Origin of the sequence: Spirillospora sp. NPDC029432 (assembly GCF_040703975.1) — a bacterium.
GTDB lineage: Bacteria > Actinomycetota > Actinomycetes > Streptosporangiales > Streptosporangiaceae > Spirillospora.
Map to the genome: position 1 here is coordinate 62,112 of NZ_JBEZWH010000006.1, position 21,237 is coordinate 83,348.

Annotated in this window: 19 protein-coding genes and 1 pseudogene; 6 read left to right on the top strand and 14 right to left on the bottom strand. The window is 70.0% G+C overall.

Annotation, left to right across the window (positions count from 1 at the left end; translation table 11 throughout):
* The first annotated feature begins 67 nt into the window (after positions 1-67).
* On the top strand, positions 68-907 hold the full coding sequence (locus tag AB0881_RS06545; protein WP_366614776.1) for a TIGR03620 family F420-dependent LLM class oxidoreductase: 840 nt from the start codon (positions 68-70) through the stop codon (positions 905-907).
* A gap of 895 nt (positions 908-1,802) precedes the next feature.
* Here AB0881_RS06545 and AB0881_RS06550 read toward each other — a convergent pair.
* From AB0881_RS06550 to AB0881_RS06570, 5 genes and pseudogenes are all read right to left on the bottom strand, one after another.
* Positions 1,803-3,059 carry a serine hydrolase domain-containing protein gene (locus tag AB0881_RS06550; protein WP_366614777.1) on the bottom strand — a complete coding sequence of 419 codons (1,257 nt, stop codon included), beginning with the start codon at positions 3,057-3,059 and terminating at the stop codon, positions 1,803-1,805.
* A 318-nt stretch (positions 3,060-3,377) separates the two neighbouring features.
* Positions 3,378-4,226 (bottom strand): tetratricopeptide repeat protein, encoded by an 849-nt coding sequence (locus tag AB0881_RS06555; protein ID WP_366614778.1) that lies wholly within the window; start codon positions 4,224-4,226, stop codon positions 3,378-3,380.
* 709 nt (positions 4,227-4,935) lie between these two features.
* Positions 4,936-6,048, bottom strand: coding sequence for a hypothetical protein (locus tag AB0881_RS06560; protein WP_366614779.1), 1,113 nt, complete (start codon positions 6,046-6,048; stop codon positions 4,936-4,938).
* Positions 6,049-6,234: 186 nt separating this feature from the next.
* The gene (locus tag AB0881_RS06565) at positions 6,235-7,020 is read right to left on the bottom strand and encodes a SpvB/TcaC N-terminal domain-containing protein (RefSeq protein ID WP_366614781.1); all 786 of its coding nucleotides are present in this window, start codon (positions 7,018-7,020) and stop codon (positions 6,235-6,237) included.
* 769 nt (positions 7,021-7,789) lie between these two features.
* Positions 7,790-8,209: pseudogene (locus AB0881_RS06570) on the bottom strand (transposase); the annotation flags it as partial.
* A gap of 149 nt (positions 8,210-8,358) precedes the next feature.
* Between AB0881_RS06570 and AB0881_RS06575 the strand changes: the two are divergent.
* Positions 8,359-8,826, top strand: coding sequence for a MarR family winged helix-turn-helix transcriptional regulator (locus AB0881_RS06575; protein ID WP_366614782.1), 468 nt, complete (start codon positions 8,359-8,361; stop codon positions 8,824-8,826).
* 195 nt (positions 8,827-9,021) lie between these two features.
* Positions 9,022-9,627: a hypothetical protein gene (locus AB0881_RS06580; protein ID WP_366614784.1), complete on the top strand. Its 606-nt coding sequence runs from the start codon at positions 9,022-9,024 to the stop codon at positions 9,625-9,627.
* Between the two features lie 367 nt (positions 9,628-9,994).
* Here AB0881_RS06580 and AB0881_RS06585 read toward each other — a convergent pair whose 3' ends face one another.
* The 4 genes from AB0881_RS06585 to AB0881_RS06600 all read right to left on the bottom strand — a co-directional run bounded on the left by AB0881_RS06585 (position 9,995) and on the right by AB0881_RS06600 (position 12,974).
* The gene (locus AB0881_RS06585) at positions 9,995-10,408 is read right to left on the bottom strand and encodes a hypothetical protein (RefSeq protein WP_366614785.1); all 414 of its coding nucleotides are present in this window, start codon (positions 10,406-10,408) and stop codon (positions 9,995-9,997) included.
* Positions 10,409-10,434: 26 nt separating this feature from the next.
* Positions 10,435-11,616, bottom strand: a complete 1,182-nt coding sequence (locus AB0881_RS06590; RefSeq protein WP_366614787.1) for a hypothetical protein — start codon at positions 11,614-11,616, stop codon at positions 10,435-10,437.
* 5 nt (positions 11,617-11,621) lie between these two features.
* On the bottom strand, positions 11,622-12,059 hold the full coding sequence (locus AB0881_RS06595) for a hypothetical protein (RefSeq protein ID WP_366614789.1): 438 nt from the start codon (positions 12,057-12,059) through the stop codon (positions 11,622-11,624).
* A gap of 93 nt (positions 12,060-12,152) precedes the next feature.
* Entirely contained in the window at positions 12,153-12,974 is an 822-nt protein-coding gene (locus AB0881_RS06600; RefSeq protein ID WP_366614790.1) for an AraC family transcriptional regulator, read from the bottom strand.
* Between the two features lie 20 nt (positions 12,975-12,994).
* Between AB0881_RS06600 and AB0881_RS06605 the strand changes: the two genes are divergently transcribed.
* Positions 12,995-13,363: a DUF4345 family protein gene (locus tag AB0881_RS06605; RefSeq protein ID WP_366614791.1), complete on the top strand. Its 369-nt coding sequence runs from the start codon at positions 12,995-12,997 to the stop codon at positions 13,361-13,363.
* A gap of 283 nt (positions 13,364-13,646) precedes the next feature.
* Here the strand turns inward: AB0881_RS06605 and AB0881_RS06610 are convergent, their stop codons facing one another.
* Positions 13,647-14,144 (bottom strand): hypothetical protein, encoded by a 498-nt coding sequence (locus AB0881_RS06610; RefSeq protein WP_366614792.1) that lies wholly within the window; start codon positions 14,142-14,144, stop codon positions 13,647-13,649.
* Between the two features lie 471 nt (positions 14,145-14,615).
* Here AB0881_RS06610 and AB0881_RS06615 point away from each other — a divergent pair, with 471 nt between their 5' ends.
* Entirely contained in the window at positions 14,616-15,917 is a 1,302-nt protein-coding gene (locus AB0881_RS06615; RefSeq protein ID WP_366614794.1) for a HEAT repeat domain-containing protein, read from the top strand.
* A 168-nt stretch (positions 15,918-16,085) separates the two neighbouring features.
* On the opposite strand, the gene AB0881_RS06620 is transcribed toward AB0881_RS06615, so the two are convergent.
* The 3 genes from AB0881_RS06620 to AB0881_RS06630 form a co-directional block, all read right to left on the bottom strand.
* Complete coding sequence (locus AB0881_RS06620) at positions 16,086-17,036, bottom strand: LysR family transcriptional regulator (RefSeq protein WP_366614796.1); 951 nt, start codon at positions 17,034-17,036, stop codon at positions 16,086-16,088.
* A gap of 205 nt (positions 17,037-17,241) precedes the next feature.
* Positions 17,242-17,724: a hypothetical protein gene (locus tag AB0881_RS06625; RefSeq protein ID WP_366614798.1), complete on the bottom strand. Its 483-nt coding sequence runs from the start codon at positions 17,722-17,724 to the stop codon at positions 17,242-17,244.
* 407 nt (positions 17,725-18,131) lie between these two features.
* Positions 18,132-19,748, bottom strand: coding sequence for a hypothetical protein (locus AB0881_RS06630; RefSeq protein WP_366614799.1), 1,617 nt, complete (start codon positions 19,746-19,748; stop codon positions 18,132-18,134).
* 212 nt (positions 19,749-19,960) lie between these two features.
* On the opposite strand from AB0881_RS06630, the gene AB0881_RS06635 reads away from it, so the two are divergent.
* Positions 19,961-20,212, top strand: a complete 252-nt coding sequence (locus AB0881_RS06635; RefSeq protein ID WP_366614800.1) for an acyl carrier protein — start codon at positions 19,961-19,963, stop codon at positions 20,210-20,212.
* Positions 20,213-20,231: 19 nt separating this feature from the next.
* Here AB0881_RS06635 and AB0881_RS06640 read toward each other — a convergent pair whose 3' ends face one another.
* A complete protein-coding gene (locus tag AB0881_RS06640; RefSeq protein ID WP_366614802.1) occupies positions 20,232-21,194 on the bottom strand; it encodes an LnmK family bifunctional acyltransferase/decarboxylase in 963 nt (320 codons plus the stop codon).
* Positions 21,195-21,237 lie beyond the last annotated feature (43 nt).

Genomic DNA, 21,237 nt, shown 5'->3' on the forward strand with positions numbered 1-21,237 from the left:
CGCCAGGTTATCGAGCGCGTCGGAACCGGTTCTGGTCGCCGATGGGGCGTGGTGCTGGGATCGGATCATGGACATCGATTTGGGCCTGCTCGGCGCCCATCTGCGCGAGCACGAAGTGAGCCCGGAGAGCGCGGTGGAGGTGGAGCGGGCCGGCTACGGCACGCTGTGGCTGGACGCATCGCCACCGGCCGACCTCGCCTTCGCGGAGAAGCTGCTCGACGCCACGACCCGGATGGTGGTCGGCACGAGCGTGGTCAACGTGTGGACCGCCGACGCCGAGACCGTCGCCGCCTCCTACCACCGGATCGTCGCCAGGCATCCCGGCCGGTTCATCCTCGGCGTCGGGATCGGGCACCGCGAGGTGCACGCCGAGTGGGCGTCGCCGTACGACACCTTGGCGTCCTACGTGCACCGGCTGACGCTGGCAGGTGTTCCGGCCGAGCGGGTGGTGCTGGCCGCCCTCGGTCCGAGAATGCTGCGGTTGGCCCGCGAACGCACCGCGGGTGCCATCCCTGGCATGGTCACGCCCGAGCACACCCGGCGGGCGAGGGAGCTCCTCGGCGCGGACAGGCTGCTGCTCCCCGGCCACTTCGCGCTGCCGGAGCCCGACGCCGAGCGGGCCCGCGCCGTCGCCCGGGCCGCACCGCCCGGGCAGGCGTTGCAGGTCACCAACTACGCGAACAACCTCCGGCGGCTGGGCTTCACCGACGAGGACCTCTCCGGCACCGGTAGCGACCGCGTCATCGACGCGCTGCTCGCCTACGGCGACCCGCCCGGCCTCGCACGCGGCCTGATCGCACACCTCGACGCCGGCGCGGACCAGGTCGGCGTCTACCCGCTCGGCGACGACCCCGTCGCCACCCTCCGAGCGGTCGCCGACGCCGTACTGGCCATCAGGCCCGGGTGACCGAGCGGGAACGCGCCGGCGAGCACCACGGCGAGCACCACGACCTCCGGTGGACGTCCGTGCCCGACCGCGTCCAGGCCGCCCTCCACGCGGGGTCTGCGAACGCGCCGCTACCCGCCCTCGCACAGCGGTGCGGTACCTCTTCTGGGACGGCGGCTTCGCCGGAGGGCCGCTCGACTGGCCGAACACGCTCCTGCGCATCACGCCGCACATCGTGCGCAGGCCGCCTGAGCGGCGCGGTTCGCGGTCATCCCGCGCCGCTGGGTCGGTCGGGCGCCCCCTCACCCGGATCACCCGCCGGCTCGCCTGCGGCGGCCCGCGGTCCGTCACCCGAAGCGGGTCCTCACCCCTGCGCACCGAGGAGGTGACCGCCAGTGTGAGCCGGGTGGCCGCCGACCATGTGGTCGAGACGCTCGCGGTCACCACCGACGTCCGCGTCCCCCAACGCCGTCGAGGCACTCGCCCAGGCGACCATCGACCGATTCGGCCGGGCCGACGTGATCTGCAACAACGCCGGCGTCATGGGCCCGACGACCCCCATCTAGGAACTCGGCCCGGCGGTGTTCCGCTGGCTCATCGACACGACCCGGAAGGCGCTCAACGCGGTACGGCGGTTCGGCGGGAAGGTCGTCAACGTCGGTCTCGGCGCACCGACCTCCACGGTGGCCGGTCCGAGCATCCTCGGAAAGTCCATCACCGGTTCCCTCGGCGGCATAGTGGAAGACATCGAGGAGGTCCTCGGCCTTCTCCTCGCCAGGGAGATCGTGCCCGCCTACACCGAAAATCGGGTTCACCGAGATCGGCGAGGGACTCGAACGCCTCAAGAACAACCAGGTCACCGGTCGGCCCGTAGCCCGCTTCGGGGACTGAAGCAGACGCGCCGACCAGGCAGCCATCAAAGGTATTTGCCGAACAGGTCGGTGGTGGGCCAGGTGGTGATGGCGTTGGCGACATCGTGGAGGGGTGCGCTGAAGTCGCTGTAGTTGTAGGTCAGGCCGGAGGGGTCGTCGCGCTGGTCGAACAGCAGGGTCCAGCTCACGCCGTCGTAGCGGCGGGTCACGATGGTGCTGCTGCCGGTCAGTGAGCCGTCGTGCCAGGTGTTGCGGCCGCCGGTGACGTCCCGGACGAACCAGCCGAAGCCGTAGTAGGAACCGCCGGAGTTCAGGCCGGTCTCGGGCTTGGCGAACACCTTCTCCACCGATGCCTTGCTCAGCACGCTGGTCGTCCCGTCCAGGATGGTGCTGTAGCGGGCGTAGTCGACGGCCGAGGCGAGCCAGCCGCCCATCGCGGTGCGGTTCTCCACGTTGAACGTCCCGTACGGGCCGGGAACGGTAGTGCCGGCGGCGTCGAAGACGGACTTGCCGGTGTACTGGGAGAAGTACGGCACCTCGCCCGCGGCGGCATCGGCGCGCAGCGACCTTCCGGGCCTGGCGCGCGTGATCCCGACGGGAGCGAAGACGTTGCGCTGCACGTAGTCGGCGTAGGTGGTGCCCGAGACCTTGGCGATGATCTCGCCGAGCAGGAGGTAGCCGTAGTTGCTGTAGGCGTAGGTGGTGCCGGGGTCGTGGTCGAGTTTCAGGCCCGTCCCGTACCGCATCATGTCCGCCCGGCTGATCGGCAGCGAGACGCCCAGGCTCGCGGCGACGTCCCGGTCGCGGTGGGTGAAGTCGCCGGAGACGTCGCGGTCCCAGCCGCCCAGATGCTGCAAGAGGCGGCGCACGGTGACCTGCGACAGGCGGGGGTCGGCGCTCTTGCCGTCCGGCGGAGTCAGCTCGAGCAGGTCGGTGACCGGGGCGGACAGGCTGAGCTTGCCGTCCTGAACGAGCCGCGTCACCGCCGTCGCGGTGATGGCCTTGCTGAGGCTGGCGAGTCGGAACAGCGATGTTGGCTGGACGCTGAGGGACGCGTCGTCGCTCCAGCTGTAGCCGCGCGCCAGCACGAGTTTGCCCTTATAGGTCACGGCCAGGGAGCCGCCGGGAATGTCGCGGGCCTGCATGAGCTTCTTGACCGCCGAGTCGAAGCCGCCCAGCCCGCTGCCCGCCGTACCGGTGACCTTCCAGGTACGCGCGGCGGCACCCGCCCTGACCGCCGTACCCGTGGCGGGCGCACACCCTGACAGCAGCCCCGGTGACGCCGTCCCCAGCGCCGCCAACCCCACCAGCCTGCCGAATTCCCGCCGACTCGGCCGCTTGTACGACACCCTGCCCCCTGTGATCATCTTCCGCGAAGACGCGAAATATACCGATCTTGGGCCCCCTCGTCGATACGGTCGGCGGGCGCGGCGGGCGGCGGTGATCGGCCTGTCGAAAGGAGACTCAGGGCGACCGGCTTGAGCACCGGCCAGTTCTCCTGGTCACGGCCGGGTTACCGGAGGCTGCCTACTTGCGGCCGTACGCACCCGCCATCGGGCCGAGATCCAAGCCTGGGTGGAGTGGCTTCCCGGGGAGGGATCACTGGCTCGGCACCCGTCTCAGAGGTTCTGGGGGTACCGGCTCGCCTCGTCTCGTGCGGTTCGCGCCTCCTCATGGCGTCCCAGGCCTTCGAGCGCGTCGCCGAGGACGGACAGCGAATCGGCCAGATGCGGGCCGTAGGCCGGGTTCGCCTGGAACATCCCCCGGTAGATCTCCACCGCGTCCTGCGCGAAGGGAAGGCCTTCAGCCGCCCGTCCCAGCTCCGTGAACCTGGCGCCGAGCGTGGCACATGTGACGGCGAGCCCGGGGATGGAGTGATCCACGCCGGATTCGAATAGATCTCGCCAGATCGCCTCCGCCTCCCTCTCGACCGGCAACGCGTCCGCAGGCCGCCCCAGTTCGGCGTACGTGATGCCGAGGTCGTACAAACCGTTCGCCAGGGTGGCGCGGTAGAGGGCGGGGTCCGATCGTGCCAGTTCCCGCCTGATCGCCACCGCTTCCTCCCGGTGCGTCAGTGCCTCAACCGATCGGTCCAGCTTCCTCAGGGTGTTGGCGAGAGCGTTCAGCGAGTCCGAGAGCTCGGAACGGTGGCGAGCAGTGGCGGTCTCGGGCAGCTCCCGCCAGATCGCCAACCCTTCCTGATGGGCGGCCAGCGCCTCGGACGGGCGCTCCAGATGCATCAGCGTGATGCCGAGGTTGTACAGCAAGGTCGCCAGATCGGGGAGGTGCCGGGCGGGCTTGGCCTGCGCCAGTTCCCGCTCGATCGCGAGCGCCTCATGAGCGATCGGCAGCGCCTCGGACGACCGGCCCTGCGCCGTGAGGACGAGGGCGAGATCGTTCAACGCGGCGGAGAGCTTGGGGCGGTGGCGGGCGGGCGCGGACGCGGCGCGCGCCCGCAGTCTCTCCACCGCCTTCTGCTTGCGTCGCAGCTCTGCGTCAGCGCTCCGGCGTCTCATGCTCCGCAGCCAATCCACATGTGCTTCCACCGCCCGCCCCGGCCCATGGGAACACTAACCGCCCTCAGAAGACGTTGACGATGTCCGGCGAGCCTTCGTTCCCCGGCTCTTCGGGCCGCACCGGCCGCGACGGACGCGGGTGTTGTCGCGAATTCCAGGGCGACGCGGTCGGCGTCCGAGGCGGTGCGGAGTCAGGTGGCGGCGGGCTCGATTCCCTGGCATACCCACGGCCGTCCGGTGACGCTGTTGACCACGAGGGTGTGCCTGAACTCCGTGCCGTGGGCGGGTGGTGCTCGCGGCGATGTGGGCTGGGGTCCAGGAGGTGCAGCCGGTTCGCATCCGGGGCGGGTCCGGGGTGGGTCCGGCCAGGCCGGTCCATGGCGTGGGCGTCGTTGCCGGACGGTGCAGCCAGACCCGCAGGTCGTCTCCGACGAGAACCGGTGTGAGCTTGCCTGCGCTCGCCGTGAGCAGGGCCGTGTCGAGCACGCTCGCAGCGCCGGGCGAGGCCCGACATGCTTCTAACGGCCACCCCGTCCCGGTGCGCCTGCGCCGGTGGACTTGGCCGCCGCTCGTGCCGATGGCGATGACTGCGGCGGCGCCGTCGCCCGCGCCCAGGTGAACTCGGCCGGACTTCCGTAGCCTGTCCGCCGGACGGACACCGTCAGCGGGCCTCCTCGTCCGCGAACCCCGTCGCCGGGGTCACGATGTGGACGCGCCGGGCGGCGTCCAGCACCACCGCGCACGGCCGGCCCAGCATGACGGCCCGGCCCGCGGCGACCGTGGTGGCGTCGGACGGCGGGTCCCAGCGTGACCAGGCCGCGCCCGGGGACGCCGAAGCGATCACCCAGACCTGATGGTCGTTTCCGATGACCGAGATGAGGCAGCCGGCCTCGTCCGCCGGATCGGACGCGGTCCCGACGGCGCTGCGGATCCGCGCGTCGGCGGGCCGCCCGTGCGCCTTCCAGGACGGAGGTTTCCCGGGCTCCCAGCGGCACGTCCACACCTGCCCGCCGGGTGAGCCGAGAACGACGATGTTCAGGGCCCTCGAAGCGGTCGGCTCGGTCACGACCTCGATGCCGATCCCGGCCACGACCTTCTCTTCCGGGGCGGGTGTGCCCAGATCGCTCCAGTTGAAGGAATCGCCGTCCGGCGTGCTGATCCACAGATGCCCGTCGCCGGTGGCGACGGCGGCGATCGGCAGCGGTTCCGCATCGGTCGGGAGGGCGGCCGCACCCACGATCGCGGAGATCGGCCAGCCCTCCGGTACGCCGCGGTCACGCCAGCGCCAGCCGTCCCCGGACATGGAGCGCATCCAGAGGCGCCCGTCGTCGGCCAGCACGTGCACGGCCGGCGAGCCTCCGAAGGCGTCCACCGCGATCGGGGCGACGCCGGTCTTGATCGGGTTGCCGTCCGGGGCTCCATGGTCGACCCAGGTCCAGTGGGCCGCGCCCCCCACGTCCTCGGCCGTCCTCGCCCACAGGCGCCTGTCGCTACCGATCACGAACACCCAGGTGGGCCGCGGCTCGCTGCCTTCCGCGTCGAGCACGCCGACGTCCGCGGCGGCCGTGACGCCGGCGGCGGGCGTGCCCTGGGAGGTCCAGTACTCAGCGGGGTTGAAGAAGCCGTCCGGCGGGTCCCCCCATACCTCGCAGCTCCAGACCGTTCCCTGCTCGTCGACGACGTGCAGCATGTTCGGGCCGATCGAGACTCCGGCGATCGAACGCACGGGGACGTCACTCGGGCCCCCGAACGGGCTCCACACGGCGGGCGCCATCAGGGCCTCCCTGTGCGGGGAATCGTGCTCATCATGGGTCCAGCGCTCCTTGGGTCGCGCGTCAGCGGATCGTGTAACGGACAATGAGGTAGAGGTCGGGGTGTACGCGCCGACCGGCCCTCCTGCGGAACGGTGATCGCGTACTGCTCGCCACCTTCTTGTGCACTTCGGGGAAGCTCGCCTCGGTCACCTGCGCCCGGGTCGTCCCGACGTCGCACAGCCGGTCGGCCTCGGACGACTCGGGACGGCCGAGCAGGAACTGGAAGTGGCGGCAGCGGGGCGAACGTGGCCGCACGCGCGCGCGGCAGGGCCGCGGTGTTCGCCTCGGCCGCCTTCCAGGCGAGGCAACGCACGTCGCGGGCGAGCCGGGCCATGCCGATCTCGTGCCTTCGCCGCCGCCGCGCGAGTTCCTCGCCGTCGCGCTTCTCCATCGCGGCCAGCGGCGCGGCCTTGCTCGGGTGGGCCGCGATCGTCACCGGGTGTGTGGAAGAACAGCTCCCAGTTGCATACCGAGTACCGGCCGAGCTGGTCGTTCGGGTCATACATCTGGTCGAAGGACGGCTCGGACACCTCCTGGACGGACATCTGGACGGCGCCCTCGGGCCCGTCGTCGGCGAGCACCGCCGGCCGACCGCCATCGTCATCGAGCAGCGGCACGCAATTGCCGTAGCGAAGGTGTTGGGTGTAGCGGTTGGTCGTCCGGCTCGGGTCGTCGAGGCCCCGGCGGTTGCGCGGAGGGTCGTGGTCGCGTCTTACCCCGGCGCCGTCTTCCTGCTTGTACTCATAGGCGACACCGTTGCCCTTGTCGTCCCGGGTCTCGCGGACGGGCCAGGACAAGACCCGGCGCGGGTCCGCCGGGTCGGAGATGCGGGATCGCCGGTCCTTCCCGTAGACGCTGAGGACGTTGGACAGCGCGGATTTCGCGACCTGTTCGTCCCGTGCCGGGGCGGCGGTCCATGGTGTTCCCATCATCGTTCAGAGGCGGCCGGCCACCAGGCGGCCCGACTCCCCGGCCTCCCCTCAGAACCGTGGAACGTTGGCACTGGAACGTGGCGCCCCGTCCGGATTTCGAGGGCAGGCCGGAACATGAATCCGTCCAACTGTGGCTTGGAGCTGAAACTCGATGGCGCCCTTACCCCTTGTCGTCCCGGGTACACACACGGGAAACCGCAAGGAAAAGGCGGCAGATCTTCGGATAATCCGGATATCTGCGACGGATGCCGCAGTCCGTGATGTCGGCCTTACGGATCAGAGGTTTCTCATACCGGGCCACGCAGGGTAGGTGGAGAGCCCGGACAGGAGAAAGGGTCGGTCGGTCGGGGGCGAGGACTTCTTCGCGGAGTCGCCGTCATACGCTGCGGCATCATGTGTCGCCTCTAGGACGTGTTGAAATGTGGTCACGGCGACTTCCGTATTAAGGCAAGTTGGACGGTGGCTTTATAGCAGCAAACAGCGAGCTTGTTTCAGCAGGCCGAATCGGCACTCGACTTTGTGTCTGCGCTTGTACATTCGCGGTGAACCCGCGCGGGCGACCGCCGGCCGTGCCACGCCGCAGGCGGTGTCCTGCCTGGTCGTGCTCCTCTGGAATGGTGTGCGGGATCTGTCGTTCGCGCAGGTAGGACGAAACGCGCGGGAGGAGTCTGCGCGGTCGGCGAGGACATGGGTGCGTCGGATGCGGGGACGGCCGCCGCCGATGCGAGGTATGCGGATGCGGTCCATGACCTCGGTGAACACCGGTGCGTCACCATGCTGTCCGGCGGTAATGACGGCGCCCAGAACGTGGAAGGTAGGCGTCGACCGCAAGGCGAATCCCGGTGGTCAGGCCGCCGCGCGAGCGGCCGAGGGGCGTGGTCGTTCGGCTCAACCGCCAGCCCGTCGGGACGCATCCGGCCCGTTGCGGGAGCCCTCTTTTCCGGGCGCCGGCAGCGTGCTGGTAGGCCCGGCAGACGGTCGAGTCCGCTGACACCTCCCACTCGATGTGGCAGACGGCATCCACTTTGACCTGGAACTTCTTGACAACGTTCACCCAGGTCCCGTCGGTCTGCCATCGCCGGAAGCGCGTGTAGCCGGTCTCCCACGGCCCATATCTGTCTGGTACGTCCCGCCAGGGCGAACCCGTCCGGGCCCGCCACCAGACCCCGTCGAATGAACATGTATCCGCTCGGAGCCTGGGACTGGACTCCTTGCCTTCGCACCGACGACCTTCGAAAGATCATCTACTTGCCCTCAACTGCACTTGAGCTCGTACGTTCCCTGTATGACCTGCACAACGTGCAGGCTCCACACCGAAACGCCCTGAGGGGACATCCCATGACGACTCAGCAAATCTCCGACGCCGAACTTGTCAAGCAGCCCGCCGCGTACTGGACCGGTGTCGCCTACGAGGCACTCATCGCGTACACCCGGGCCCAGCAAGCCGAAAAGGGCTACACCCAGCCCCAGTTCTGGCTGCTGCGCAACCTGTCGGCGAACGACATCTCCCCCGACGGCGAGGGGATGACCCTGCCCGAACTGCGCGAGGCTATGGCCTCCTACATCCGCCCCGGGGACGATCTCGCGGCAGAGGCCGAGGTCCTCCTGGAGCGCGGCTGGCTGACCCGGGACGCCGACCACCGGCTGTGGCTCACCGAGGAGGGCGAACAGGCCCGCGTCGACCTCGCGCGCAACGCCCCCGCGGTCCGTGCCGCCCTCCACGAAGGCATCGACGACAAGGACTACGTCACCACGCTGAAAGTGCTCCAGCGGCTGATCCGCAACGCTGGAGGGACGGCCGCCTGACAGGCCACCGGCTCCTCCAGTTCACCTCCATGCAGCAAGCACTGTGACCACATCCCAAACACCCCTAGAGGGCCGGGACGCCGGTGAGGAAGTACGCCGCCGGCCTGCGCGCGCCGAACTGGACAGGGCTCGCGGCGTCATCGGCTTCCACACCCACCGCTGGGCCGCGTCGCGTCCCGTATAACGACGGCGCAGGTGCGCCTCGACACCGCGCGGTCGCTGTGGCTGCGAACGCTCGCGTCCGCCGAGGTCGAGGCGCATCTGCCGGGGATGCTCGCGGTCGTCAAGGAGCATCTGGCGGCCGGGGACGAGCGCCAGACGGCGCTGGAGGGGCTGGCGCGCGGCATGCGTTGTGCCGCGCGGGAGGTTGGGCAGCTTCCCAGGCTCTTGGAGATCATGGGAAACAGAGGACAGACCGGCGACAGGAGGACTGACGTGGCCGACGACGACCCAGGAGTCGACGTACCGCGAGCAGAGGATGTCGTCGGGCATTGGAGATTCGTCTTCGAAATGGATGAGCGAGGATTCGTCAGCGGGGAGCTGGTCCTGCTCCGAGACCGCACTCTGCTGCGCCGCTACGGCACCAGTTACTTCAGCAAGGGTCTCACCACCTGGAAGTTCAATGCGTGGCAGCAGGTCAGCTGGTGGCCCGGAGCGTCCTCCCCGGAAGAGGCGATCCCCATACTCCTCCGGAACGGCTATGAGCTCTACGAGCCCAGTCCGGTACCGGTTGACCAGCGCACCGCCGGCCCGTTCCCCGGCGTACCTCGCGAGGCCGTACCAATTCGTCCACCCGCGTAAAGCACCCCCGCTCCGGACTCCAACGCCGGTCCGGGTGGTCCTGGATGAATTCCGTCAGCTCCGGATCGCATCGGATCTCGCCCTGCTTGGAACGTGCCCGCCCCACGGCCGTGCGCCGCTGGGCGTGGAAGGACCGGTGATCGCCGGTGCGCGGGTCGCGGTTGCGGCGCACCTCGCGGCGATGGTGGAGAGAGCACGGCCAAACCCCTTGGCGATTGCGCGCAGCGAGCTGACGGCCTGGAGCAGCTCGGCGATCACGATCCGCCTGCGCCAGATCCCTACGGTCGGCCAGGCCGATCCGGCCTGGATCTGCTCCCCGCGCACGTGTACGCCTGGTGGCTCCGCGGTGAGTCCTTCTGCTGCGGGTTCAGCCGTCGCGAATGGTGCCGTTCGGTTCGATGACGACGTCGCGGTCCCAGCGCGTTCGCCCGCCGCCGTTCTCGGACGGTCCCGCGGCGACGAGCCGGTTCGGCGCCGCCTGCATCGCGCGTACGGCCTTCCCTCCGTCGACGAACACCAGCAACGCCCCGTCCTCGTTGTGATACCACTCGTCGTCAGGCACGACCGCCTGCCCGGTGATCTCCCTGATCCGGCTCCCCCGGAGCCCGCCCCGCAGGATGTAGACCTCGTCCCACGAGAACCGGGCGACCTCGCGCAGCCGCAACGCGCGTCCCTCCCCTCCGGCTCGGACCAGCGCCTTCTCTAGGGCCCGGTCGTCGGCCGAATGGAAGAGCCCGCCACCACCGCACGCCGCCACCAGTATGAACACCGCGGCTGACATCGCGACGATCCCGCGTACCATCCGCATCACCCCGGCGGCAGATCACGCGGATCGTGCCCGGGCCGCGTCGCGGCCCGCCGCGGATCCGACACCGCCTGCTCCGGGGCGGTCTGCCCGGGAGGGACGGTGTCGCTCCAGCGCAACTGCACGTCGCGGTCGATCACCACCAGGCGGCCGTCCCGTACCGCCTGCTCGACATGGCCGGCCAGTTCCTCGCGGGACGCGTGCGGGTGCTCGCGCGCAATCTGCCGGCCGACCTCGTTGTTGTGGAGGTCCATCGCCTCTCGCACGTCCCGGTTGCCGGGCTGACGTTCGTGCGCGGTGGTGAAGTCCTTGCTCCAGGTCTCCCCCATCTCGATGTGCATGACGGCGTTCCAGTAGGCATGGCGGAAGGCGTCGCCGTGTCCCTCGAAGACGCCCCGGCCCTCGTAGCGCCGTTCGGACTCCGCCCAGACGAAGTCTTTGATCTTTCCGGCCTTCAGTGCCTCGGCCGGATGGGCGTCGATGATGTCGCGCTCCCCGTCGGTGAGGTTCTCGCGGCGCTTGCCGAGGGCGTCGTACAGGAGGCCCGGCAGTCCGTCGGGATACCTGGTCATGCCGTTCGGGTCATCGTTGATCTGGTAGCGCGCGAGGATCTCCGACAACGGGCGGCGGCCGGGGACGTCGTTGGGATGCCGCAGCCACTGGTGGGGATCCTCGATCGCTTCGGCGCCGAGTGCGCCCAGGAGTGAGCTCACCTGGCGGTCGGCCTCGTTCGCGATCTGAAGGGCCGTCCGGAAACGAGCGGCGATCGGGTCCATATGACGCTGCTTGACGGCCAGCAGCGCCAGCGGGGACGGGTCGGCTTCGACGAGGGCCTTCGAGTACTCGAGCGCCCCTCCCCGCCCGACCACGAGCCGGGCTGCGCGGGCATCCTCGATCGCGTCCCGCAGCTGCCGCTGCGCCTTGGTGAACTGCCGGGCCGCGTACCCCAGCCGTTGATGCACCGCCTTCGCGTGGATCGACGCCGCGTTCACCTTGGCGTGGAGCACCGCGACGTCAGCGTACGCGGCGCTCGCGGCCGGTCCGCGCCATTCGATCAGCTGCCCGAGCAGCCTGGCCCTGACGCCGTCGCGGACGGCTTCCAGCCGCCGCGCGAGTTGCAGCCACGCGTCGGCCGCCTCACCGACCGGTCCCAGCCTGACGTCGCGCAGTTGCTCGAAGGACACCATGGTCAGGGTCTCCGGATCGTCGTCCTGTTCCCCTCGATGACCCGGCGACTGTAGTCCTCCGCCTCACGGTACGTCGCCGCGGCGTGGCCGATCTTCTGGCCGACGCCGCCGATCCGGCCGGCCAGATCGTCCAGCTTGCCCGACCAGTCGTTCACCAGCCGGCCGAGTGCCGCGGAGGTGGCCCACCCGTCACGCAGCGCCGCCACGGCGGCCGTGGTGTCGGGCCTCACCTTGGCGGCACCGACGCGGACGTCGATCGCCAACTCCTGTGCCGGCCCCGCCAGCCGGCGAAGCCGATCCGGGCTGACTTCCAGCTGCGTACCGCTCGCGGGAGGACCGCCGCCCGCCGGCGGTCCGCCACCCACGACCGGGGGCGGTACGGGCTCGGCCTGGCCCGGTACGCCGTTCAGTGTTTCGGAACGTTTCTTCGGCTCGGTCATTTGGTGCTCCCGCGAATATGAGGCACTTGACGAGCTGCGGTGGCGAGAGTGTAAGAGAGCGTCAGAACCCGGTCAACACATCAGTGGAACCCGCTACAGGAGGGGCCTCCCACTTCGGATCTTTAGTTCTTTCGTGCAGGTTGCCGCTGGTGTGGCAGGTGCGGGCGCGGGCTTGATGACGACGATCGTGGCGCCGGTGGCGAGCAGGCGGCTGGGCTGGAGGCCGAACATGCGGTGGAAGGCGTCGCTGAAGTGTGAGGGGGTCGCGAATCCCGCCTCAGTGGCGGCGGTGGTGAGGTCTTCGTTCTCGGCGACGAGTTGGGCGGCGCGCAGCATTCGGGTCCACAGGCGGTAGCGGCGGAAACTGGTGCCGGTGTGGGCTGCGAACAGGTGCAGGAAGCGGGACACGGACAGGCCGCAACCGCGCGCCAGTTCCTCTGCGGAGACCATCCGGTGCACCTGCGCCCGGAGTGTGGCGATGGCCTGATCGATGCGGGGATCGGTGCGGATGGGGCCTGGTGGGGCGGCCAAGTCCAGCCAGTTCTGTGTCGGCCGGAAGTGGAGAAGGCGCCGCTCGTCAGCGTGATTGAGGCCGAGCACGGCGTCTCCGGCGGTCATCTGGTCGGCGCAGGTTCCGCGGCGCGGGGATGAGGGATCGAAGTAGCAGAAGACCATGCGCCCTTGTGCGACGAGCCGGTGTCTGGTCCGAGGCGCGATCAGGGCGCTTCGGGCCGTGCGGGTCGGACGGTGGGGGATGTCGATGGTGAACGGGTCGTCCAGACCGACGGCCAGGCAGGCCACGGCCCCCGAGTGCATGTCCAGGTCCAGCGCGGGTCCGTTGTAGAGCGCGTGACCGGGCCACAGCCACAGCGACGTTCGGCCGCAGCACGTTTCTGAAAGCGGCGGCGGGGTCATCGGGGCAATCATCTCCCACCATGTCCGTCATCATCATCTCCGCCGCGGCGGTCTTCTTCCTGGGTATGGGCGTCTACGGCCTGCTGATGCCCGCCGCGCTCATCAAGCCGTTCCGGATGGTCGCCGACACTCCTGAGGGCCGCACTGAGATCCGCGCCGTGTACGGCGGTTTCGGCGTGGCCATCGCGATCCTGCTGGTGCTGGCGGCGGCCGACGTCGAGCAGATCGGGCACGGGGTCGTTACCGCCGTTGCGGTCGCGCTGTTGGGAATGGCGTTCGGTCGTCTGGTGGCCCGTGCGGTCGAAAGACCGTCTGCGTTCTACCCGTCCTGGTTCTACTTCTGGGTTGAACTGCTGGGCGGTGTCGCGCTCCTCTTCGCTGCCGAATAGGCCTTGGCCGGTGGCAGATGATGTTCGAGGATCTGATGGGCCGTGTGGCCTGCGGGTTCTGGCGGGTGGGCCCACGGCGGCGGTGCCGTGGGCTCCTGCTGGCCGAGCTGCCGCGGAAGACCGTACCGAGGTCGGCACAGGGCATCGGGCCGGGGCGGTGCGGTACCTGGCTTGGCCACCGTCACCGAAGCCCAGGCAGCTCACGCCCAGGGCGAAGGCCGAGGGTGCCCTGATGGGGCTGCCTGCTGGTCGTGTATCGGGGCAGCAGCGTCTGAAACTGGGCTCATGCGCGCCGTATGACGCTTCTGGTGAATCCGGAGGCCGGCTCTCCGAAGAGGAGGTCGAGGAAATACGAGTTGTTCAGCAGCTCCGGATAGTCGGTGAGCCGGGTCAGGCTGCTGTTGAGGAAGCCCATCAGCGCGGCGAAGAACTCGGACCTGCCGGTGTCGATGACCCTGTCGCTGTACAGGCGGGACAACTGGACGGCGTCGCCATCGACAGTGATCCTCACGACGTCGTCCTGGTCGAAGAACGGAACGCTGCCGCGGCCCGACACGACGGCGTCCGTGAAGGCGCGCGGGAAATACGTCACGACGTTGAGCATGGCGAGGAAATTTCTGCCGTCGGTGCTGAGGTCCACATCGCCCGAACGGAGGATGAGCCTGCCGCGGAACAGCGAGTCGTGCAGATTGCCCGGGCTGGTCGTGGCCAGGTCGACGGGTGCCCCGTTGGGCAGCAGGTGCCCTTGAGGGTCGCGCTCGAAATCGATGATCAGGCTCATTCGGTCGCAGCTGTCCTTCAGGGACGGGTGGATGGTTGTAGTAGTGGTTGCCCCGCTGTTAGCGGGCGGTCGCAGCGAGGACCTTCCAGAACACTTCCACGATCCCCTCGACCGAGCTGAGCGCCTCGGTGAACTTGCCGCCGTCGGTGCCTGTGCCATGAACCGTGTAGGGCCAGAACGTGGGACTCGGTCCGATCGATCGTAGTCGCACGAATCATCCGCCACACTTCGCTCCCAGAGCAGGGTTCATGCGCTCGGTGGGCGTACCGCTGCGACGCCAGTCACGACACGGAGCACTCGGCGGACCTTCATCGTCGGCATGCGCCAGCCTCGGCCCCTACAGCCCAGCACGTCGCCCACCACGTGCCGGCGTACTCGTCTCTTGGCAGAGCTGGGTACGGATAAACGCGCAGAGCGCGGTTCTCAGTCTGGTGCCCACGGTGGCGCTGCTACCCGACAGAATCGGGCTTTATGGATCCTGTTGAAGGACTCGACGACATCGACTGGGCGGGCCTCCGTCACGCCTACGGCTCCGCGGAGGGGATCCCCGCCGCGCTGCGGGCACTGCGCTCCCCCTCATCCGACGAACGCAGGGAGGCTCGCGACGACCACCTGTGGAACTGCATCTGGCACCAGGGAACCCGCTATCCGGCCAGCGCCGCGGCGGTGCCCTTCCTGGTCGCCTTGGCGGTGGATCCGGCCACGCCCGACCGCAAGGAGATCGTCGTTCTGCTCACGATGCTGTCCGTCGGCTACCCGGACCACATGCTGCCGCACGGTGTCGACATCGCCGCCTGGCGCACCGACCTGCGGGAACGGCGCGCGATGTCGCCCGAGGATTGGGAACGCCGGCTCGACGCCTGGGTGCAGGAGGCGCCGAACGACTTCCAGCGCGAACGCCGCACCTGGCTGCGCAAGGACCGGGATCCGGAGGTCGAACTGCGCAACCTGGAGACCGAGCTGGCCGTCTACGACGCCGTTCTGGCGGGCGTCCCGGCGCTGCGGCCGCTGCTGGAGTCTCCCGACAGCGGCCTGCGCACCTGGACCGCCGCGCTGCTGGGCCTGTTCCCGGAGGAGGCTGCCGCCTCGATCCCGGCTCTGAGCGCGCGCCTGGAGACCGAGACCGACCCGTACACGCTCAGCAACGTGATCACCGCGCTCGGCGCGCTAGGGCACCGGCCGGCGATACCGCGCATCCGCGCGTTCCTGTCCGATGACCGTCGCGTGCACCGGCTCGCGGCGGCCACCGCGCTCGTGGGGCTGGGAGAGGTGGACGAGACCGTGATCGGGCAGCTCACCGTCTCCTCCGTCTGGGCGAACCTGGGCCACACCGAGGACTCCTACCGTGCCCTCGTCACCTCGGGCTCGCCCGAGGCGGCCACGCGATTCCTGCTGCGCGCCGAAGCCGATCCGGCCGTCTTCGACCGGGCCGTGGACCGGCTGCGCCACGGCCCGATGACGCAGACGCGGCTGATGGTCGGGGCGGCGCTGACATTCGCTTTCGGCCTCCTCGACCTGGGCGACTCCCTGATCTACACGTCGGCTCCGTTCCTGACCGGCATCCGGACCCCCTATGACGAGGAGGAACGCAGGTCGGGCGAGGAACTCGAGCCCTTCGAGGACCTCGATGACCGGCAACGCCAGGCCGTCCGGGCGCTCGCCGACCTGCCTCCGGACGCCTGGAACGACGCAGTGATCGAGACCATGCTCCGAGCATGGGGCGTCCCCGGCGACCCGGCGAGCCTGCAGCGCTACCTCGCACCCACCGGGTAGTGCCGCCGACGGCGTGGTCTCCGGGACGGTCGGGCAGCGGCCCGAGGGTGCCGGTGATGCTGTGGCGTTCGCGGTCCACGATCTTCTTGCCGTCATCGGCGCATGACGGCATCAAGCGTCTCGCCAAGGAGTCGGAAGCGCAGCCCGCGCCCCTGAGCCCCCGCGGCGTCAGGGGGCCGACGGGGTGAGCTGGATCGCGGCGTGGGCGATGGCGCGGAGGGTCGCGAGCGGCTCGCTGTCGCGGTTCTTGGGGAGCCACGCGAGCGCGATCGTCCACGGTGGGAGGGCGTCCACCGGCACGTAGGAGACGTGCGGGCGCGGGTACAGCTCGCGAGCGACGGTCGGGACGAGCTGGATGCCCGCGCCCAGCGCGATGGCGGCCAGCGCCGACTCGTAGTCCGTGACGCCGTGGGACGTGTAGCGGACGGGGGCGCCGTCCGGACGCGGGTCGGCCGACCAGTAGTCCTGGAACACCTTGGGGACGTCCGGCGAGAACCCGATGACGGGCCGGTCGGAGAGGTCGGACAGCGAGAGGACGTCCCTGTCCGCCAGCGGCTCCGTGCCGGCCATGACCGCACAGCGCTCGCCGCTCGCGAGCGGCATCGTCTGGATCCCCTCGGGGACGGGCAGGGCGACGAACGCCGCGTCGACCTCCTCGTTGAACAGCGCGTGCACGCCCCCGGCGAACCCGGAGCGGACGATCTGGATGTCCAGGCCGTCGATCCGGTCGCCCAGCTCCTTGATCATGGACGCTACGGGCGGTATCGCGGTGATGGACTCGAACGCGCTGATCACCATCCGCCTGGAGGCGGTGTCGCGGTGCCGCCGGGCGGCCTGGAGGAAGCGGTCGGTCGAGGCGACGACCGCGCGCGCGTACGGGATCAGCGCCATCCCTGCGGGGGTGAGCGTCACGCGCCGGGTGGTGCGGTCGACCAGGCGCAGGCCGAGGCGGCGCTCGAGCGCGTTGATCTGCTGGGAGAACGCCCCCTGGGACATGAAGACGCGCTGCGCCGACCGCCGGAAGTGCAGCTCGTCGGCCAGCGTCAGGAAAAGGTGGAGCTGGTACGCGCTGGGGGCGTTCTGGCGCACGGCCTCGGGCGTGTTCCACCGCTCGTTCATCCCGGCTTCACCGGGCGCGCCGTAGGGGTCATCGGGACATCTCCAAGATCCAGAAATGTCCAACGGTAGCGGAAGTGCCCCGGTCGGTCCTGCCCCGCGCCGACGGGCTCCCGAGCCGCTGTGAGGCCCGGGAGCCGCCCCCGTAGACGGCTGTTCGGCGGCGGTGCCCGGCTCCCCTGGCCGGGCGCTCGTCACGCCGCCGCGATCACCAGCCGTGCCAGCTCTGGAACTCCGTCGAGTTGCAGGTGTACGTGCGCAGGCCGTAGGCGAAGCTGTCGTCCACGCACCGGCCCGTGGCCTGGTTCTTGATCTGCGTCGTGCCGTCGTTCCAGCGGTGGAGGTACCAGCTCTGGAACTTGCTGGAGTTGCACGGGAACAGGCGGAGGCCGTAGGCGTCGCTGTCGTCGAAGCAGTTGCTGCCGCGCACCCACTTCAGCTCGTAGGTGCCGTCCCGCCACGGATGGACGTTGATCTTGTTGTTCTCCGGGTAGGCGCAGTTGGAGTTGGGCCAGTTGAAGCAGCGGCCGGTCGCCTGGTTGTTGAACCAGTGGATCGAATCGGCGTGCGCGGTCGCGGGCGCGACGAAGGTCAGCGCGCCCGTGGAGGCCGCGACCGCGGCCGCCCCGGCGGCGGCGCGGCCGAGGCGGCGGCGCGGGCGGTTGCCTTGCCCATCGCGTTCGGTGAGCACTTCTCATCTCCTCTGAAGCAGAACCGGATGAGCGGCGGGCAGGACCCGCCGCTTCCGTTCTGAGATCTTGCACCGGACGGGCCCGGCCGGGCGCTGTTCGGCGATCCGTATGCGCGCTTGATTGATCAAGAACGCCGATCAATCGGACCGGCGGCGGTCTCGGGCGGCGCGTCCTCCCCGCGTGCCCGCGCCGGAAGAACCTGGAGAACCGGCCTGCCGACCGCAGCCGCTCGATCGGACGCCCCGCTCGCGCAGGGAGAACCCTGACGGGCCGGACGCGGCCGCGTTGGGAAGCGTTCGGCCGGCTGTCATTTGTGGCGCCGGATCGAATGGCGGCGTCGTCCTCCCGCCTCCGATGCGCGACTGGCCTGCGCAGACGGGTTGGGAACACGCAGTCCCATGGGCGACTAGTCGGTGTACGAGTTGACGAAGAGGTGGATGTGCCTGCGGCGGCCGCCGAAGTCGTTCACTGCGGTCATCAGGGCTCGCCAGCCGTCGGGCGTCGCCGGGTACCGGTCGTCGAGGAAGGAGAATTCGACTTCGCCGCCGCTGTTCACGGACGCGTCGAAGTACGCGCCCATGCCGTACTCGTCGCGGACGTCCCAGTGGTACCCGGGGGTTTCCCGCACCTCGTACGACAGATCGTCGTCGATCCGGCGGTGCGGCTCGGTGTAAAGGCGGTCCCGGGACGCGCTGATGAACGCGGGCTTCGGCAGTTCACCGCCGGGGATCCTCGGTACGGCGCCGGCGTCGCGGAGGGCCGCGGCCAGCCGGGCGTCGGTGTCTCCCTCGGGGTCGGGGACGCGGCCTCGTTCCCATTCCTGGATGGAGTACGGCACGGGGCCGAGGTCACGGCCTACGCGTAGGTCGTACAGCGTGCTCATCAGCAGGTCGATCGAGCGCAGCTTCGGATCGTCCGCGCGGTCCCGCTGGAGTGCCGCCAGCCGTTCGGCCGCCCGGGGGTCTCCTCCGGCGGCGCGGACGCGGAGGAGGGCGAGCGCCCTGTCGATGCCGCCGGCGTCGATGGTCCGGTCGACCATGGCGGCGGCCTCGTCGGGGGACGCGCGGACGATCTCGATGCGGTCCGGCCGGGACTCGAGGTCGGCGAGGTGCTCCGCCGCCCACCGTTCGGGACGGCGGCGCAGGATGGACAGGGCGTCGTCCAGCGCGCCGTCCTGGACGACCATCAGCTCGACCAGGCAGGACGTGGTGAACAAGTCGGCCGCGTTGGGGTGGTCCCGGAGAACGCGCATGGCGTCGTCCATCCGGCCGTTCTCCAGGAACAGGCCGATCAGGGGGCGCGCGTCGTAGTCGCTCAGGGTCCCGGACTGCAGGCGGTACGCCTCGGCGGCCCCGGCGGCGTCGCCCTGTTTGCGGCAGAGGTCCACGAGCCGGTGCGCCGCGCCGGGGTTCCGTCCGGCGAAGGCGCGAAGCAGAGGGATCGCCTCTCCGTAGCGGCGCTGGCGTTCCATCTCCGCGACCAGTGGTTCGGCGGAGGCGTAGCTGATCTGGTCCGGGTGTTTTCGGACGGCGAGGTCGGCCAGCTTCCGGTAGCCCTTGCGGCGCAGGGCGAGGACGATCGCGTCCGACACGTAGACGCCGCCGGACGACACGTAGGCGTGCAGGTCGGTGCGGCGGTCCCGTTCGAGCAGCCACAGGACCAGGCGCTCGGCCGCGTCCGGATCACCGGCGCCGGCCCGTTCCCGCAGCTCGCCGGTCCTGCCGTGCTCGGCCAGCAGGTGTGCCAGCGAGCGGGCCGCCAGGGTCCGTTCCGCGGGCGAGTCCGCTTTTTCGGCGCAGTCGCGGAGGACGGCGATCGCGTCGTCCACCCGGTCCCGGGCGAGGAGCAGGTCGGCCACCTGCGCGGCCGCGGCCGCCTCGGCGATCCCGTGGTCGCGGAGGAGGGCCAGCGCGGCCGAGGAGTCGTCGCGTTCGACGTGCTCGGCGGCCAGGCCGTCGACCTGGCGGCGGGCGTCGCCCGGCCGGAGTCTCGTACGGAGCCACTGCCACGGAACGGCCACCACCAGCGCCTCGCCTCACGTAGGTCCCGGCAACGACGCCATGGTACGTGCCCTACACGATCCGGCACCGGGAGGGCGGCTGGGCGGTCCGTTCGGTTTCGAGTGGGGCTCCAGGGTGTGGCCGCAGGCTGGGGCGGAGTTCTTGTGCGGAGCATGCCGAGGACACGCCTCCGGCACCACATCAGGACAACGAGCAGCCGGAAGAAGGGGCCGTCGTGCAGCCGATCACACTGCGGGAACTCGAGGATCTGATGCGCCAGTACGTCTGGGAGGGAGAGTGGCTCTCGTTCGAGCGGGCTCCGGAACGGCCGTTCGACGAACTCGGCTACGACTCGCTGGCCTTGCTCGAGACGCACACCAGGATCAAGCGCGACTACGGGGTGGAGATCTCCGAGGACGACTTCGGCCGGATCAACACCCCGCAGGGGCTGGTCGACTTCGTGAACACGCGGTTGCGGGCCGCCTGACGGGACGGCCGTCGTCCGGTCACGCGCCGTCCGGGTCGTGCTGGATGCGCTGGCGCGCCACCGCGAGCAGGCCGCCGTCCTGTTGCCGCAGGGTCACGTCCACCACGTCAAGGCCGGCGGCGTCGCGATGGGACGTCACCTCGACATCGAGGGTGTCGTCGGCGTTGGCGTTCGCGATGAAGCCCAGCTGCCGGTCCAGCACGCGGCGGCGCAGGTAACTGCCGGCCGGACGGCCCAGGTGGCGCCACATGCCCAGGACGGCCCAGTCGACGATCGAGAAGTAGGACGCGAAGTACAGCAGCCCGACACCGTTCAGATCGCGGCTGGCGCTCACCTGGTAGGTCAAGGCGAGCCGCGCCTCCGGCTCCGGATCGCCGGCCGTCCCGAAACCGGCCGCCTTCCGGGCCTCCGCCCAGGTGCGACGGGGGGTGTGCTCGTCGGGGACCATTTCCAGGTGCCCGGCCTGGAATCCCACGGGCGTCGCCCGCCGCAGCCCGTGGTTGGTGTCGTGGACCGAGCGCTGGACCCAGCGGTTGAAGGTCTCCACCTGGATGCACCCGGGGGTGGCATCGCGGAAGAAGCCGTCCACGCTGGGGACCGGGCCACGCGCGGAGGCTCCGTCGTCCCGGCTCACCTGGTGCAGGGTCAGCACCGAGTCGCCGCCGCAGGACAGGACCTTTGAGCGGACCCGCAGCCTGTCGCCGAACGTCAGCTGCTCCACGGACAGCCCGCTGCCGGCCTTGACGCGGAAGTAGGCGAAGGACAGGTAGACGGGGTTGCCGTCCGGGTCCACCGCGCTGTACGGGTCGATCCGGCACGAGGCGCCCACCGCGTCCCAGGTCCAGTCCCCGAGCTGGCCGATGAACAGCGAGTTGTGCCCGCACATGGCGGGCGTGATCAGTTCGACGCGTTCGAGCCAGTCGCCGTCGCCCTTGGCCAGCGGCGGACGGCCCTGGACGAGCGGGGCAAGGTCGGCGGTCATGACCGCCCCCAACAGGTATCGGACATCCTGCCTGCTCCTTTGC